This is a genomic window from Nostoc sp. 'Lobaria pulmonaria (5183) cyanobiont' (assembly GCF_002949795.1).
In the GTDB taxonomy this organism is placed as follows: Bacteria; Cyanobacteriota; Cyanobacteriia; order Cyanobacteriales; family Nostocaceae; genus Nostoc.
The window spans coordinates 1,022,755-1,040,070 of sequence record NZ_CP026692.1; the positions used below are offsets into that span (position 1 = coordinate 1,022,755).

At 41.4% G+C, this 17,316-nt stretch carries 14 protein-coding genes and 1 pseudogene; 5 read left to right on the forward strand and 10 right to left on the reverse strand.

Features of this window, described 5'->3' with window-relative positions; genetic code table 11:
• Positions 1 to 135 precede the first annotated feature (135 nt).
• Together argZ and NLP_RS04345 are read left to right on the forward strand one after the other, a co-directional pair.
• Positions 136 to 2,247, forward strand: a complete 2,112-nt coding sequence (gene argZ / locus NLP_RS04340) for a bifunctional arginine dihydrolase/ornithine cyclodeaminase (protein WP_104905310.1) — start codon at positions 136 to 138, stop codon at positions 2,245 to 2,247.
• A 42-nt stretch (positions 2,248 to 2,289) separates the two neighbouring features.
• Positions 2,290 to 2,814, forward strand: a complete 525-nt coding sequence (locus NLP_RS04345; RefSeq protein ID WP_104905311.1) for a DUF2085 domain-containing protein — start codon at positions 2,290 to 2,292, stop codon at positions 2,812 to 2,814.
• Positions 2,815 to 3,098: 284 nt separating this feature from the next.
• On the opposite strand, the gene NLP_RS04350 is transcribed toward NLP_RS04345, so the two are convergent.
• Positions 3,099 to 3,467, reverse strand: a complete 369-nt coding sequence (locus NLP_RS04350) for a hypothetical protein (RefSeq protein ID WP_104905312.1) — start codon at positions 3,465 to 3,467, stop codon at positions 3,099 to 3,101.
• Positions 3,468 to 3,641: 174 nt separating this feature from the next.
• Between NLP_RS04350 and NLP_RS32780 the strand changes: the two genes are divergently transcribed.
• Complete coding sequence (locus NLP_RS32780; RefSeq protein ID WP_158680282.1) at positions 3,642 to 3,779, forward strand: hypothetical protein; 138 nt, start codon at positions 3,642 to 3,644, stop codon at positions 3,777 to 3,779.
• Positions 3,780 to 3,787: 8 nt separating this feature from the next.
• Here NLP_RS32780 and NLP_RS35465 read toward each other — a convergent pair whose 3' ends face one another.
• Together NLP_RS35465 and NLP_RS04365 are read right to left on the reverse strand one after the other, a co-directional pair.
• A complete protein-coding gene (locus NLP_RS35465) occupies positions 3,788 to 5,314 on the reverse strand; it encodes a calcium-binding protein (RefSeq protein ID WP_158680283.1) in 1,527 nt (508 codons plus the stop codon).
• 96 nt (positions 5,315 to 5,410) lie between these two features.
• Positions 5,411 to 6,250: a sulfotransferase family protein gene (locus tag NLP_RS04365; RefSeq protein ID WP_104905314.1), complete on the reverse strand. Its 840-nt coding sequence runs from the start codon at positions 6,248 to 6,250 to the stop codon at positions 5,411 to 5,413.
• Positions 6,251 to 6,369: 119 nt separating this feature from the next.
• Here NLP_RS04365 and NLP_RS04370 point away from each other — a divergent pair, with 119 nt between their 5' ends.
• Positions 6,370 to 6,555 (forward strand): response regulator transcription factor, encoded by a 186-nt coding sequence (locus NLP_RS04370; RefSeq protein WP_104905315.1) that lies wholly within the window; start codon positions 6,370 to 6,372, stop codon positions 6,553 to 6,555.
• 539 nt (positions 6,556 to 7,094) lie between these two features.
• On the opposite strand, the gene NLP_RS04375 is transcribed toward NLP_RS04370, so the two are convergent.
• From NLP_RS04375 to NLP_RS04405, 7 genes are all read right to left on the reverse strand, one after another.
• Positions 7,095 to 8,372 carry a glycosyltransferase gene (locus tag NLP_RS04375; RefSeq protein WP_104905316.1) on the reverse strand — a complete coding sequence of 426 codons (1,278 nt, stop codon included), beginning with the start codon at positions 8,370 to 8,372 and terminating at the stop codon, positions 7,095 to 7,097.
• Between the two features lie 410 nt (positions 8,373 to 8,782).
• A complete protein-coding gene (locus NLP_RS04380) occupies positions 8,783 to 10,042 on the reverse strand; it encodes a glycosyltransferase (protein ID WP_104905317.1) in 1,260 nt (419 codons plus the stop codon).
• Between the two features lie 129 nt (positions 10,043 to 10,171).
• On the reverse strand, positions 10,172 to 10,639 hold the full coding sequence (locus NLP_RS04385) for a DUF2141 domain-containing protein (RefSeq protein ID WP_199784760.1): 468 nt from the start codon (positions 10,637 to 10,639) through the stop codon (positions 10,172 to 10,174).
• A gap of 51 nt (positions 10,640 to 10,690) precedes the next feature.
• Positions 10,691 to 11,701: a glycosyltransferase family 2 protein gene (locus NLP_RS04390; protein ID WP_104905319.1), complete on the reverse strand. Its 1,011-nt coding sequence runs from the start codon at positions 11,699 to 11,701 to the stop codon at positions 10,691 to 10,693.
• A gap of 221 nt (positions 11,702 to 11,922) precedes the next feature.
• Complete coding sequence (locus NLP_RS04395; protein ID WP_104909772.1) at positions 11,923 to 12,927, reverse strand: NAD-dependent epimerase/dehydratase family protein; 1,005 nt, start codon at positions 12,925 to 12,927, stop codon at positions 11,923 to 11,925.
• Between the two features lie 207 nt (positions 12,928 to 13,134).
• Positions 13,135 to 14,313, reverse strand: coding sequence for an ABC transporter permease DevC (devC, locus tag NLP_RS04400; protein WP_104905320.1), 1,179 nt, complete (start codon positions 14,311 to 14,313; stop codon positions 13,135 to 13,137).
• A 67-nt stretch (positions 14,314 to 14,380) separates the two neighbouring features.
• Complete coding sequence (locus tag NLP_RS04405) at positions 14,381 to 15,589, reverse strand: ABC exporter membrane fusion protein (protein ID WP_104905321.1); 1,209 nt, start codon at positions 15,587 to 15,589, stop codon at positions 14,381 to 14,383.
• A 1,335-nt stretch (positions 15,590 to 16,924) separates the two neighbouring features.
• On the opposite strand from NLP_RS04405, the pseudogene NLP_RS34610 reads away from it, so the two are divergent.
• A pseudogene (locus tag NLP_RS34610) lies at positions 16,925 to 17,187 on the forward strand (hypothetical protein).
• Positions 17,188 to 17,316: the final 129 nt, after the last annotated feature.

Here is a 17,316-nt window from a genome sequence, read left to right on the forward strand (position 1 = left end):
ATTGATGATTGAAGCCTTTGTAAAGTCTTCAACGATCAAAAGATAGAAGCTCTAGTAGCGGATTTTACCTGTAAAAAAAACAAAAGTCTGTATTCAAAGTAAGCTTGTAGCATACAAAACGCTTGTAAGATTTTTATGACTTCCCGGATTCGCTTTTTAATGTGCCCTCCTGACCACTACGACGTGGACTATGTGATTAATCCTTGGATGGAAGGGAATATTCACAAATCATCGCGCGATCGCGCCGTGGAACAGTGGCAGGGACTACATCAAATCCTCAAAGAACACGCCATTGTAGATTTAGTACCACCGGAAAAAGGCTGGCCTGATTTGGTTTTTACTGCCAACGCTGGCTTAGTTCTGGGCGATAATGTCGTCCTCAGTCGCTTTTTGCACAAGGAACGTCAGGGAGAGGAACCTTACTTCAAGCAATGGTTTGAGGGAAATGGTTATACAGTCAATGAACTTCCCAAAGATTTGCCCTTTGAGGGAGCAGGAGACGCACTGCTAGATCGGGAAGGACGCTGGTTATGGGCGGGATACGGTTTCCGCTCGGAATTAGATTCTCACCCTTATCTAGCTAAATGGCTGGATATTGAGGTGCTATCCCTACGATTAATAGACGAACGTTTCTATCACCTAGATACCTGTTTTTGTCCCCTAGCAAATGGCTATTTGCTTTACTATCCCGGTGCTTTTGATTCTTACTCCAACCGCTTAATTGAAATGCGAGTCGCACCAGAAAAGCGAATTGCAATTGAAGAGGCTGATGCAGTCAACTTCGCTTGTAATGCGGTAAATGTGGATAGCATCGTCATCATGAACAAAACGAGTGATGCTTTGAAAACCCGTCTTGCGGATGCAGGTTTCCAAGTGCTGGAAACGCCGCTTACGGAATTTCTCAAAGCTGGTGGTGCAGCTAAATGCTTAACTTTGCGGGTGACAGAACCAGTTAGAGATGAAATTCATGCCAATGTCTCGGTAGAAAGCCGCGTCATTCGCATGGAAGGACATTTGCTAGATGCTGGCTTAATTAACCGCGCTTTGGATTTGATTATAGATGCTGGGGGAAGTTTCAAAGTCCTGAATTTCAACTTGGGAGAACAACGGCAAAGTACCTCAGCCGCCGAGGTGAGAGTATCAGCACCATCCCATGAGGTGATGGAAGAAATCATCTCCCGGTTGATTGAATTGGGTGCTGTAGATTTACCCCATGATGAGCGAGATGCCAAACTAGAGCCAGTAATTCAAGATGGCGTTGCACCTGATGATTTCTACGTCAGTACCATTTATCCCACTGAAGTGCGAATTAATGGTCAGTGGGTGAAGGTGGAAAATCAACGCATGGATGGCGCGATCGCTATTACTCAAACTTCCACAGGTTTAGTTGCTCGGTGTAAAATCCTTCGCGATTTAAAAGTTGGCGAACAGGTAATTGTAGACGTTTTAGGTATCCGCACTATCCGCAAAACTGAATCGCGGGAACTCCGCAGCACTCAAGAATTCAGCTTTATGTCGGCGGGAGTTTCCAGCGAACGGCGCGTGGAATTAGTCGTTGAACAAGTGGCTTGGGAATTGCGTAAAATCCGCGATGCTGGTGGTAAAGTAGTTGTCACGGCTGGCCCTGTAGTAATTCACACTGGTGGCGGCGAACACTTGGCGCAACTGGTTCGGGAAGGATATGTACAGGCTCTGCTGGCTGGTAATGCGATCGCAGTTCACGACATCGAGCAAAATATCATGGGCACTTCCTTGGGTGTAGATATGAAGCGGGGTGTCGCCGTGCATGGTGGACACCGCCATCACCTGAAGGTAATTAATAGTATCCGCCGTTATGGCAGCATTCCCAAAGCTGTGGAGGCGGGAGCAATTAAAAGTGGCGTCATGTATGAATGCGTCCACAATAATATACCTTTTGTGCTTGCGGGTTCGATTCGGGATGACGGGCCTTTGCCTGATACCCAAATGGATTTGATTCAAGCACAGGAGCAATATGCCAAACACCTAGAAGGTGCAGAGATGATTTTGATGCTGTCATCGATGCTGCACTCCATTGGCGTGGGAAATATGACCCCGGCAGGTGTGAAAATGGTATGTGTCGATATTAATCCAGCTGTGGTGACTAAGTTAAGCGATCGCGGTTCTGTAGAATCGGTGGGTGTGGTGACGGATGTGGGATTATTCCTCAGTCTGTTGATTCAGCAGTTGGATAAGTTGACAAGTCCTTATGTAAATAAGGTAGGTTAAGAGAACGAACCGCGAAGACGCAAAGGGCGCGAAGAAAGGAAGATGACAAGAGTAGCTTTTAGTGAAGAGTTGCAGATTAATTGGGTCAGTTTTATAGCTGATTTCTTGTTGGTAGGGATGGTTTTTGGCCCGCCTATCGCTCCCTTTTTGGCTGCGTCTGGAGTGTCTTTGCTTCCTGGGATTGCGGACATCATTTATTTCATGGGTAATCATGTCTGTCCGCAACCAAATATGGGGTTAGATTTAGCACCACCGTTTATTATGGCTGTGTGTATGCGCTGCTACGGCACTGTCACGGGTTTGCTAATTACTCGTCTGCTGTATGGCGTAACTGGTGGTAAAGGATTTTACTGGTTAAATCAGTATGGCGGGAGTGGTGCAGTTTTAGCAAGTGTGCTGATGATGGCTTATCCTTTGGAATTGGCAGCACAGATTTTTGGTTTGTGGAGTTTTAATAACTATCTGGTTACGCCTTTTGGGTTAATTACAGGTTTGGCGTGGGGATTGTTTACTATGCCGATCTTCCACGGGTGGCATGGTGCTAAGACTAGCTTGACCCAATTGTAGATTTTATCGCACAACTTTATAGAGTGGATTAATTTTTGTCAGCCGATGCAATGGCATTGTGAGTTGAAACAATGCCATTGTCAGCTGAAACAATCGCATTGCAAGCCGAAACAATCGCATTGCCGTAGGTTGCGTTTAAATAGCACAGCAATGCAAATACAAAAATGCAAGAGGATAATAAAAGCACCCCACCTCGGTTTTAGCTTGCGTTAACGTTAGCTAAGGTGGTGAAGAAGATAAAAGAGCGATCGCATATAGAGTTGAGTGTGTTAATTTTTGCTAGCTCATGATGCGACTAACTTTTTACGGCTGGGACGCTTGTACTCTGATTTTTTCTTCAATCCAACCGCTTGGGCTTGATCGCTATTTAATCCATATTGCCCGCGCACAACTTCTTTCATGGCTAATACCGCATTGTGAAATTCCCATTCTGCTAATCGCGCAGCATCAGCAGCAGCACGGTATAAAGCTAATTTCTCGGTTTCGGCTTGTTGCTGTGTCAACATAGCTTGATAAGCTTGCTGTAAATTTGCAGCAGAGGCATCAGCACGGTTTGTGTCGTATGTACTGATGGTTTGCAAACCATGCCATGAAGTCACATCTTCACTAATTAATTGAGGGCGCAAACGGCGTGTTGTATCTTGGGTAGACATATCAATATACTCTTGTAAGGTACATATTTAATGTGCCCATTACAACTCTAAAACTAACAGTAAGGTGAGATTTTTAGATAAAACAAGGTTAGGGAAGGGATAAGCTGATTTTTGCATGTCGATGCATCAAAGTTGCGAGTCAATGCAATTAAGTTGCAAGTCGATGCAACTTAATTGCAAGCCAATACATCCAAGTTGCAAGTTAATGCATTTAAGTTGCAGGTTGATGCATCTAAGTTGCAGGTCGATGCATCTAAGTTGCAGCAGCAAGCTTGTCGGCTGAACAAACTAGTTGCCCAGCCTATATACTAAACTTCTTGCTACACTTGAACAATAAAGTCAGTAGCTGTTAAAGTTGGCGCACCAGTCAAAGTCGCAAATTGACCGCCACTGCCAAAACCAGCCGCGCTGCCATTTGGGTTGTAGAACAACTGCCCACTCACAGCGTCGTAGACAATTTTCGCCGTGCTAGTCGCCGCTGAAGAAGTTATTTTAAAATCACTGGCGTTACTAAAACCTGTTCCCGGAATAGAGGCAAGAGTATTAAAGGTAGTCTTATCTAAGACAATCTTGTCAGCTTGGCAGTGTTTGAAATCACTAATGGTATCTACACCAATAGCAGTCAGGACAAAGGGAGCATTCGTATTGTAAAGGAAGCGATCGGCACCGGCACCACCAATCAGGGTATCATTGCCTGCACCGCCAACGAGGATATCATTACCAGCTAATCCATTGATGATGTTGTTTCTAGCTGTGCCGGTAAGGACATCTGCATTCGGAGTTCCCGTCAGGTTGAGGGGAGTAATTGTGCCGTAGACATTATCATTATTGGTGGATGTCCCGGCATCATTAGCTGCACGGTTGCCACTGAAGGTAGGATTATTTACAGCCGTAACAGTTGGCAGGACAGTTGGCATTCCTTGGTTATTGCCGTTGGTATTGGTGAGGGACTGGATGATAAAAATCCCCCCACCCAAGCCAAGACCTGAGTTACTCTCACTCGCAGTGCCGCCTGTAGCCGTGTTATTGGTAAAGCTAGTCTTGCTGAGGGTTAAAGAACCACTGCGGACAAAAATCCCACCCCCCAGTCCCGCACCACCGCCGCCGGCGTTTTTGTAGTAGCCGCCGTTGCCGCCGCCGAAGGCGCCGTCGCCGGGGCTGCTGTGGCCGTAGTTGCCGCCGCCGCCGCCGCTGCCGCCGCCGCCGAAGCCGCCGTCGCCACCGAAGCTGCCGTCGCCGCCGCCGTAGTAGCTGTAGCCGCCGCCGCCGCCGAAGCCGCCGTCGCCGCCGTCACCGCCGATGACCTTGAGGCCACCGACGCCGAAGCTGCCGAAGCTGCCGAAGCTGCCGTCGAAGCCGTAGCCGCCGCCGAAGCCGCCCAAGCCGCTGCCGTAGCCGCTGTAGACGTTGCCGTGATTGCCACCTTGGGCTGTGTTCTTACTGAAAGCGACATTCGTTAAAGAAACATTGCCATCATAGATAAACAAGCCACCGCCCAGTCCAGCACCGGCGCCACCGATGCTACTATCTCCGCCTTGGGATCGTCCGTTGGTGATCGTCAAGTTAGAAATATCAACGCTTCCCGACAAGATAAATAAGGGGCGCACGTCGCCGTTGTCGTTGATGCCGTTGTTATTGGCATCGCCGCTGATTTTGTGGTTGTTACCCACAATCGTGATATTGCTGTTCACCAAGGTTTTCGGCACAGAGGTGACGCGGACATCGCTATCAATGGTAATCGTGTCATTCCCTGCTAGTTGGTTGGCTTGGCGAATTGCATAACTGAGGCTGCCTTTAGTGTTGCCGGTGCCGTTATCTGTGGCTTGGTTGACGATGAAATTTGTCATTTGATTTTTTACGAATGTTGTAGGTAAATGAGCAGTTATTTGTCAGACGCGTTATGCCTCTAGCTCGAAGCAGCATCACAGATTTTCAAAGCTTGATTAACTCACCGCTTCTACTGGTTGAGCCACAATCACATTTGCCAGACTATTGCTAGGGTTCTTCCAAAAAGACAACCCATCATATTGAGTAAATAAATCCGGCGGTAAAATTGTCAGTCGCGGTTGAAACTCGACTTTGGGACGCACATGATGTAATCCTTTGGTATTCAAGCGATTATCAAACTCCAAAGCTTCGTATTCCACATTGGCAAAATCATGCTCAAAGGGTTCCTCTTCTAAAAATTGATAAATCAGCGATATGGTTTTATCAGGTGCTTGGGTTAATAAGTCATAGTCCACCAAAAGTAAGGACGCACTGTATTCGCTATAGAATGCTTCTTTGAGGGCGTTGTAAGCAAACCCCACTAACCGTCCCCCTTGACTCAAGGCTTCGGTGCGCGTGTAAACTGTAGACCGTTCACCAGCGTTATTAAACATCCGCGACACATCAAAAGCATTTTTTCTAATCAGCCGTTCGATGCTATCCATAATCCAAGCGACATTCCGCACGCAGCAAATCACCTTTGAGGTAGGAAATAGCTCTTGAATTAAGGACAACTTGCTACACCACAAACGATTAGTGTCAAAGATGACTTCTTTATCAGCTTGCGACTGGTAAAATGTGGAAAAAATAGCTAAGGTTAATGCCCGTTTTTGCTCAGGGGTGATGAAGACGGAAAATTCATTGTCTTCACTCATGGCTTCCAGCATTCGGTTCACCAGACTACCCACAGGGCTAGACATACTGGCGTGAAACCGGGGGTTTTGCCGCAGTAAGGCTCCGAGTAAGGTAGAACCGGAACGAGGTAAGCCGGAGATCAAGTGGATTTTGGAAATCATTTGGTTATAAAAATCCTGCACCTGTGGGCTTTAACCGCAGAGACAAAGCGATCGCCCAAATTTTGCTTAATCATTAGCGCTATGAATTGTACAGTCATCACCTTGATCAATGCAATTAACTGAGCAAGGGACAAAGAGATGTGTTAGCGCTGCTGGCTTTAAGATTGAGTAATGAAGCGATCGCTCAACGAATAAAACTGAGTACTTCTATGATCAGGCATCATGTCAGCCAGGTATTAAATAAGTTAGGAGTAATAAACCGCACTGAAACTGCAACTACAGCAGTGCGAGTTGGATGTGTTTAATATTGTAGGACTTACGCAGTGAAAACCTGAAACCTCGATCCCCCCTAACCCCCCTTAAAAAGGGGGGGATCTGAAAAGCCCCCTTTTTAAGGGGGTTGGGGGATCTATTCTGCGTAAGTCCTATATTGGTAAAACACCAAGTTATTTCTAAACAATTTCTTATATTGCAAAGTTTTAAGATAATTAATTTTGGTCAAGCCAGCAAGCGATACCTACGGTGGGCTACGCCAACGCTATTACTCTTGTGACGCCAGCAAGGTGTTTAATTTTTGCAGGTCGATGCAACTATGTTGCAGGTCGATGCAACTATGTTGCAGGTTGATATAACTATGTTGCAGGTTGATATAACTATGTTGCAGGTCGATGCAACTATGTTGCAGGTTGATGCAACTAAGGTGCAGCCTAGTAGGGAAGGGAAAAATTCAAAGTTTTATTAACTCACAGCTTCTACTAATCCTAAAACTTGTTGGTGCAAAAAGTTGCAGTGCTAGCGATCGCTAGTACTGTAAATACTAGCGATCGCCCCGTGTTTGTTATCGTTATCGTCTTATATTGCCTGTACCTACCTCAACCTTCTGCGCTCCTTCAACGATTTGGTAAAGTTTGTGTTCAAGTTTTTGCATACATGCTGACCAATCAAAGTCAAGTATAGAGGGGCGAGCGTGTCTAGTCATATCTGCTTTCAAACCGGGATTTTCCAGAATCGCAATTACCTTTTGGGCAAAGTCTGTAGGGTTGTTAGGTTGGGCAAGGAAACCGTTACGACCAGGAAATACCTGTTCTGAGGTTGACGGTGCAACAACAGCAACCAGAGGGGTTCCAGACGCTAGCGCTTCGTTATTTGTCGTGCAGAAGTTCTCGGTGACGGAGGGGTTGACAAAAACATCTGCTCTAGCAAACCAACCTAGAAGTTCCGTACCGTGAGATTCACCCCATACAGTAATACCCGCTCCAAACTTTTTAGCACGCTGACGGATCTCTTCATCTAACGGCCCACTACCAACAATCACCAGATGCACATCAGGAATTTTGGCAGCTATGACTGGAAAGATATCAAGTAATTGGTTGACATTCTTTTCGGGGGTGATGCGTCCGACAAACAACAGAGTTGGTCGGTTATCATTGGGAATTGGATCGTAACAGATATTTCGCGGGTGAAATTTTTCGCAATCGATGCCTTGATAAGCGACGTATTCAGCGCGTTGGCATTTCAGTTCTTCGTATTTAGTCAGTTGTTCTTTAGAAGAGAAGTAATTGAAGTTATAAGACTCACTAAACTGCTTAACTAAAAGGGGAATAATCGGACGAACCAAATTAAAGAAGCGATCTCCAAAGTAATATTTGATATATGCAACAATATCTGTATGGAAGAGTGATATTATTGGCGTGCCTGTTCGTCTTGCGTATTGAGTGCCGATAGGGCGACCATAACCTTGCAAGAAAAATGAGTATAAACCTCTCATTTGCGCTGCTTCTTCAACCACGATAATATCAGGCTGAAATTTCTCCAGCAACTTGGTATCGCTCCAATGTCGATAGTTCAACGGTTGAGGAAGAGACTTGTAGAATACCAGTGGTTCTGTAGGGAATGCGTAAGCAGAGAAATTGGGAAAAGATTGAATTTCCTCTAAACCTGGCATGGGGCGATCGCCAACATTTTTGGGGTAGCGATCGTTGATTTGGGGATGGATTAGAAAAACCTCATGTCCCTGTTCTAGCAACCAACGAACTCGTTGGTGAACTGCAACGGAAACACCAGTTAAGAAAGGAGCGTATAACCCTGTAAACAGTGCAATGCGAAGTTTTTGCTTAGTCATAATAAAGGGGAATATTTCACAAAATTGCTGGTTGTTAACTTAGGATTTACGCAGCAAATATTTGATGAACATCCTGATTATTTGGCTCATAAATTCCCGTTAATACAGTTAGACTAATGATTTACGCCTTGTCAAATAGCCGAGATTGTCGATTTTGAAGTAGATGTTTATAAATCTGGATTGAAACTATCAAAACATCCAAAATGCTAAGTCAAAATTCCCCTTAATGCATTTGTCTAAACCCTTGCCATTAATGCAAATCCATTTTGGTATTCAACAAGTAAAAGCGGATCTTTTGACAAGGGTTATAGCTAACATAGTTGTACTAAATATAAGATAATACAATTTCAATAATAGGGAATGTTTAGTGTAATAACTTTCATGCCCTAGTTGATATTTAGCAATTTAATTCAAAGAGAAACCTTGCTATTAATAGGCTGATCCAACCATTGATAAGGGCGATATTCCACCAGATGGACATTCCACGGCCCTTTAACGCGATAGCTGACACCGCGCCAGGTGACTGTTGATGTCCACAGGGATGATAGCATCGCTAACCCATAAACCCACTGTGTCAGGGGAATCGCAATCAACATTTTGATAATTGTAGCAACTGATAATTTGGCGATCGCCTGGTCATTAGAGCGAACCATTCGCTGTATCTCTAATTCCAACACCAGCATCATCAAGAGTAATCCGACAGTGTAGACTCCATAGCAGACTAAGAACAGAGCCGCAGCTTCCCATTTTGCCTCTAACAACGACTCTAGAACTAAAATAATCAGTAGAGTCGGAAACAAAATGCTAGAAACAGCTTCACTAACCAGAGCCAACCAACGGGGATGATACAGTCGAGAAAAAAGCATAAGGCGCTTGAGATAGTCTATTAAGTTGAATAAATCAGTCTCTTCACGATTGACTATTAGCAGCGAAGGCACAAACTTTACCTGAAAACCATGTTTTTTGAGGATATTGTGCATCATGAAATCTTCGCCTAAAGCTTGTCCCCATTTATCTAGCAGTTCTGTTTGGCGAAGTACTTCTGTTTTCACAGCCAAAGTTCCACCCCAAGGAATTTGGAAGATAAACATTTGCACTACTGTGGACACATTGCCGACGTACCGCACTAAAGAACCCCAATACCTGCCTGTCGGTACGTACCAACGATTGCCGGTTGTTGCGCCGACTTTCGCATCACCTAGAGGACTGACTAATTCTCGCAGCCAATTTAAATGAACTATAGTATCAGCATCTACTAAAGCAACCACCTTATAAGAATCGTCTAGATCGCGAATAGCTTGGATTAAAGAACTGCATTTGAGACTACAACTGTTGCGTACTATTCTCAAAGGGCTGATTTGAACATTAGTCGCTTCTTGCTCAGTGATGGTTTCACTAGCAATTTTCCAAGCGGGATCTTCGTGACTATCAACGATTAATTTTAAATCATACTGTGGATAGTTTTGATTTAGGAGCGATCGCAAACATCTAGGCAAAAACGGATCGGCTCCGCGTAAGCAAAGAATTACTGCTGTTTTGGGTAACTGATCGTCTGGTAATAAGTTTTTTTTAGACGAGCGCAGATACCATATAAAGACAAGCGTGAAACACACCTGAATAACCAGCCAACTCATCAAAGACTTAGACAGAAATATTGCCAAATCTTCCATTAAATTTTTAGTCTCCGACAGAATGAGGGATTGGGCATTAAAAAGTAAAAAGTAAAAAGTAAAAGGGCAAAAGATTCTTTTCTATTTACTTTTGCCTTTTACCTTTTAACTTCCTCTCCCCAGTTGCCTTTACGAATCAAGCGAATATTTCATCATGATGTTAACTGTTGTATTTTTGTTTACAACAAAACTGGCATCACGAAACTTTGGTGTACCTGTTTGTATGGACACAGTTGGATTTTTAGAAATCCCAAAACCTTCTTTGGGAATACCGAAAAAGTCTTTATTGAGTTTGCGATCGCCATTTTGATCGTCAACCACAGCGACAGCATAAGTTCCAGGTTTCAAACCGGAGAATTCTTTTTTTACCGAACTGCCATTAATCTTAGCGCAGCCACTTTGAGCTTCACTACTACTACTCATAGGAAATCCTTTTTCATTTGCATAAACTCGGAAGCAAATCTCACCTTTTTGGTGATGTATTCCATTTACTACAACACTAAGTGTTGTAGTTGGCTCTGCGTTCACTGTTTTCGCAAAGCTGATGCTCACTAAAGTAGCAAGCAAAACATGAGATAGTTGAGATAGTTTCAGCATAATTTTGTAGTCAGAATAGGTGATTTTGGGGCTGATAAAAAGCTGCGTTAGTCAACCTTTATTTGCGAACTGATTCTTTGAAAGTATGACTTGCTCCTCTTTAATTGATGCTGGGTTCCAAGCTTTCCAAAGTTTTTGCAACGCCATTAGCAAATCTTTCAGCAAAAGATATTCTGTCCCTTTTAACTGCTGATACAGACTTATATGACAACACAGCCGCTCATATAAACTCAGGGGACAACACCAGATGGAGAGTATATACTCCCAAATCATTCTCCAATGTGGCAATAAAATTTTTCCTTTCTTTGCTGAATCAAACCACACTGTATACGCATAAAAATCAGGCAGCATACTCAAGAAGGATTTTTGATTTTTATTTGTTAACAACAAATAATTGGGAAAAAACATACTCATTGATTGTTGCGGATGACTTCTGACGAAAAACAGGTATTCAGGAATTTCATAAAACCTACCGAGAATACCAAGTCTTAACAAGAGAATTCCATCTGCATTACCATAACCACCCATAGGCAGTATCTTTTTCAAAGCACTAGCACGAATTACCCCGTAACATTGATAACATAAGTGCTTAGTCAGCAATTCGTGAAAACGCTCGTGTGGTTTTAGTGCATCTGCCTTGACTTTGATATCGTAATTTTGGATAAAATTCCCCTGTTCATCAATGAAATATGCCTGGGAGTGACACAAGATTATGGTAGGATCTTGGTCAAGTACGTCAACACACTTCTTGATAAAATCTGGAGAATGTAGATCGTCATAGGCTGCCCATTTAAAATACTCACCCGAAGACAGTTTCAAGACGCGATCAAAGTTACCAGCACAACCGATGTTCTTGTCATTGCGGTAGTAACAAATACGCTGGTCTTGCTCGGCATAAGCTCTACAAATTTCCTCAGTTTTATCTGTAGATGCATTATCTGAAATAATTAGCTCAAAATCTTCAAAGGTCTGAGCCAAGAGTGAATCTATGGCTTCTTTGATAAATTTTTCACCATTGTATACAGGTAATCCGATGCTCAATCGTGGCTGATTGTTACTCATAGAAAACAAGAATTCGGAAAATCTGTGGATTAGTTTATGCTTAATCGTAGTTAGGTAGATGCAACATAAAAATTCAGAATTCAGAATCCAGAAGTCAGAATTAAGAATACTTTGATACCAAGCTTAATGATTTCAAGTAAATCCAGTGTCTTCTAGCTTATTCATTTTGCAATCATTCTGAATTCCGACTCGTCACACCTGAATTCCCAAAAATATGTGAACTATTTCATCAAGCTTTGAATATCTGTTTTTTGCAGCCATTCATGTGTTTGCTGCATTCCTAATTCTAGGTCAACTACTGGTTTGTAATTTAACAGATTTTGGGCTTTGGCAATGGAACAAGCGTAAGGACGAGTCATAAAATCTATAGACTCTGGTAGAATATCAACTTTTTTCCGAAAAAGCTTTTGTCCTTGAACACGTAGCTTTAGAAACAACTTGATTTCATCTTTCGATAATGAAAGGGGTGCTTGTAAATCTTCCATTGCTGCTAAACGCATAAAATACTCTTTCCACGAAGTTTCTTGTCCATCAGTGATATTAAATATTTCACCGTAAATTTCTTTTTCTATTGCGAGAAAGATGCCATCAATCAGGTTATCTATATATACATGATTGATTACTCCTTTAGCATCATTGGCGCAAGCAAATAATTTTTGGCGCATCATCAGAATTGGTCTGACTATCCAGGGGATACTTCCTGGACCGTAAACATCTCCGGCTCGAATAATGATGATGCCAAAATCTGGAGGATTATTCAGTTCTAAGACTGCTGTTTCAGCTTCTATTTTAGTTTGACAGTAGGGATTATTTTCGCCAGATAGTGGCCCGGATTCTGTAACACCATTAGGATAGTTGAAACCGTAAACCATCACACTGGAAAGATGCACAAATGTTTTGACACCAGACTGTTTAGCGGCTTTAGCCATATTGACAGTACCGCCAACATTCACATCACGAAAATGCTTAATTGCACCAGCTTCTTCCGCAATTTGCTCTGTATGTAAAACGATATCTACTCCCTGACAAGCCTTTTGAGCAATAGTAGAATCGGTGATACTACCAATAATTACCTCTACACCTAAATTCTGTAATTGTTTGTTCTGTGCTGTAGAACTTTGTAGTCCGCGAACCTTCATCCCTTGCGCTATGGCTAACTCGGCTGTACGCAAACCGACAAATTCATTAATCCCAGTAATTAGGAGAGTTTTGTCTTTGAGGTTCATAAAATCGAAATTATTGTTAAATAGGTGAATTTGAGTTTTTAGATAAAAGACTTGAAGTAACACCAAATCTGAGTTTTGGTAAATACTTTTAATCTAAAATCTAAAATTGGTATAAGAAGAAATTTTCTGTAGAGAGGCTGCACTAATACTTAGCTATCAGTATCTATCGTGGCAAAATAAATTGATTATTTTACTGCTAGTAATCATTTAGAAAATATCTCCTGGATCTGCGGAGCGGAGTTTGTTGATAGCAAGTGCTCCTGATGTTATACACATTAAAACTGTTGAAGTTAAAACAATTACTGCATTATTAGTGGTCATAATTATTGGCAGCTTAGTTGCTTCCGCTGCAAAACTATATAACAAGACAGAAGTAATAAATCCTGGGATATAACCTAAGATTGCTAAAATCAAAGCTTGCTGAAATACCACATTTAATAAATAGCTATTGGCATAACCTATGGCTTTTAAAGTGGCGTAAGCAACGAACTGTGTAGCAATATTGCTGTAAAGAATTTGATAAACAATAACTACACCAACAACCGCAGCCATTGTTAACATCAAGTTAAGAATAAAACCAATGGGTGTTCTGACAGCCCAATATTTTTTTTCAAAATCAATAAAGCCTTGACGTGTAAAAACTTGGACATCATTAGGCAAACTTGCTTGTAAATTTTTCAGTACTGTTTCTGCATTAGTACCAGGTTTGAGGGAAATCAAACCAATATCTATCATCTCTGCTGGACGAGTATTAGGATTTATCCTCAAGAAAGTTGAGTCACTAACAAGTAAATTACCATCTACCCCAAAGGAAGGCCCTAAGGTGAATAAGCCACCAATTCTCACTCTATAACCAATTAATGAATTGAAGGGAAATATTTCAATTGTCTGTGCAGTATCTCCCGCATTAAATTTTTCAGCTATTGGCCCAAACTCTGGGCGAGAACCCCGGTCAAAAAGCATAACATCGGGAGTTTTGAGTTTATCTAAATTTTTCTCAACTTCTGGGATGTTCATCACAGGTTTACCTGGATCGAAACCAATAACATATATTGAATATTTCTCACTAGTTGCCGGATTTTTAAGTTTGGCAAATTGCAAATACATGGGGCTAACTGACTCTACACCATCAAACCCCAAAGATTGGTATAAACGAGTCCGTGAAAAACTTTGATTTGAGGTCAAAGATTTATATTGCGAACTAACTAAAAATAAATCTCCTTTGAGATTCTGATGGACTGCGGTTGCACTAGAATAGAGGGCATCTTGAAAACCAAGTTGCACAAACATTAGCAGCACAATAAAACCAATACCGGCTACAGCTACTAATAAACGAACTTTTTGCTGGGCTAGCTGTAGCCATGCTAAAGGAATTTTGAAAATCATGGATTTATTTATTATTTGTCATTTGTCATTTGTCATTGGTCATTTGTGAATGACTTATGCCCGATGACTAAATATGAATGGCGACATCCACTTGTAAGTTAGTTAAACGAGCGACCTTTTGACTATCTGCGGGATTATCGATGGAGATTTTCACTTCAACTATTCTGCGGTCTGTATCTGAACCAGGGTTTAGGCTAAAGATGTTTTGCCTGTCAACTTGCCAACCAATCTCTTTTACAGTTCCTTTTATTGTTCCAGTAAATGCAGTGCTGTTAATTGTGGCTTTTTGTCCTACACGCACTTTTTGAACATCGGTTTGATACACCTCTGCAATCACATACATTTGAGATGTTTTACCTATCTCAGCAAATCCTCTATTGGTGCTGATTACTTCTCCGGTTTTGGCGTGAATTTTCAAAATTTTGCCATTTATGGGAGATTTAATGTAACTTAAATCCAAGTCGGCTTTTGCTTGTTGAACAGAAGTTGTTGCACTGTTAACTTCGGTTTGTGCTACTTGAACATCTACACTACGCACTTCACTAATACTGGTGAGTTGCGCTTGTGCTTGCTTGCGTTGTTCTTGGAATGTGTCTTGAGTCCGCTTGAGGGTGGCTTGAGCTTCTGTTAGCTGCTGTTGTGTAGTCTTTAGTTGCAAAGCTTTGGTATCTGCTACAGAAGCCGCGATCGCACCTCGTTTATATAATTGCTGATAGCGATCGTTCTCAGCTTGAGCGTTGTCTACTTCCGCCTGGATGCGGTCGATTGTCGCCTGTTGTGTAGCAACGTCCCCTTTATATTGTGGCTCTAAACGGGCGATCGCAGCCTTTTGAGCATCGACATCTCCGGTTTTAGCTCCAGATTTCACCTGCGCTAGTTTAGCTTTGGCAACTTGCAGTTGGTCTATAGCCTGTTGTAATGCGGTTCTAGAACGACCATAATTTTCGAGATAGGCCAATAATTGCCCTGCTTTAACCGCATCTCCTTCTTTCACCAAGAGTCTATCTACTCGCACCCCATTATTAGAAGTAGGAGCAGTCAAAGTAGTAATTTCGCCTTCTGGCTCTAAACGTCCCAAGGCTGTCACGGCAACTTTCGCAGGCGTGGCAGCTTTGGGAGGGTTTGCTGGCGCTGTCACAACTTTCGCTTTAGACCAATAGGGTGTCAAACTATAGAAAGCGATTAATCCAGCTGCTAAAGTGAGAGAAGCTGCTAAAATTACTTGCGATCGGCCTACGGGTTTTGTGAATAATCGACTTTCTTTATTTACTGCCATATTTTCATTCCAATTCTACTTTTTTAGGGAATATCCTGGTTATATTTAGTTGATTAGAATAGACTCATCCGCAAATTACCAAGAGGGTTTTTCCTCTGGGTTTTCTACCTTAAATCAAGTGGATGGGTCTAAATTGGTTTTATATGAATTGTTGTACGCTTTTACCGCCCAAACTTACTATTGTGGCGTGAAAATTAATGGCGTGTTACTTCAAAGCTTCCTAAGTTATATCCTATTTTCTCATCTAATCCCGTAGCGTAAAATACAATAGCGCTAGTCAGAAAACTTAACTTTTAAAAATAACGAAGCGCTAATAAAAATGAGATCAAAATCTGGATAAACTTGTTATCAAGTATGCACTAAAAGTTGATTTTTGTCAACTAATTTAATTTGCATAAGTCTTGATTCTCTCACTAAAATATTTCATCATAGTAAGATTAAGTCCTGAGAAAATGTACCGATCGCTAATCTCTTGTCTAGCAATTGAATACCTATAAATAGTTGGTGATTAAGCAGATTTGATATTACTAACAGATTATTACGAGCGAGGTTGTGTAATATAAGACATTATTATAGCGATTTCTAGTTGGGGTAATTGATGAATTGCCCTTACTTAAGCTATTAGCGCTGTAAGGGACTTGCAAAGCGGGTTCGTTGGTAGATGAGATGCAAAATCTGAGCTTTGTTTCGGTTTACTTTTTACTGAAGATTCATTTAACCTATATTATGTTTATCAAGCAACATATTAAAAATTAATATTTGCTTTATAAATAACTACTTTGTTTCTTAACTTGACTTATATTAAAAAATAACCAAAAACTTTGACTCAATTATGATGCTTCTCTGAGAAATAATACTTGTAGTTATTCAATTTATCTATGTATTCATTGGATTCTTACTTACTAGACAACAGATTTGTAGTGTTAACCTAATCAAGAGAATATTTATGTTTAACCCGTAAATGTCAAAATCTATCACATATTTACATAGTCATAAATTATACTATTATTCTGAATTTTATTCAAAATTTATATCAGTAAGAGTATATGGTTATTTATAAAATAACTTTAAAGGAATGATTTAGTTTTTGTAAAGTATGTTAGTGTTTTTATTAATTCAATGCTTTAAAGTGGTTATAGAAACTAGTTATTTAATTGATATTTTTAAATTAAAAATAACTAAAGATAACTGCGTTGTCATTACCTAGCGATCGTTTAATTAATTTTTCAATTTGCATAAACTCGGATTAAAGGTGGTGTCTTTTCTGTAACGAACTTGTCAACTTTACTGGGTCAAATCCCATAAAATATATTATCCCGGACGTTGAAACTAGCTATGACATTAATTGAGACACAGAACATTGTTATTAACACCAGATATGTCGCTGTGTTTAGGCTAGATAATCAAACGGGTTCGGATGAAAAAACGTTTCTGTTTCCCTAGCTACTCCTCAGTTTTCTTCGCTCCAGTAGGATACCATTGCTCAAAATCTCTACTATTACAAATGGATTGAATTCACTGGTCAAGCAGCTATTACACTCCAAGACTATTTTACTAGTTTTAACAACGTCATCGACCGTGCCAATTTTGGATTTTGATTTTTTTGGTTTATCCTCCACTTATTGTGGGTAAAACAAATCTAAAAGATGCTCGTAACTACGCCTGATTACTCACTAACGCAAATCTAAAATCCAAAATTGGTTCACCTATTGCCACAATATCAAGAG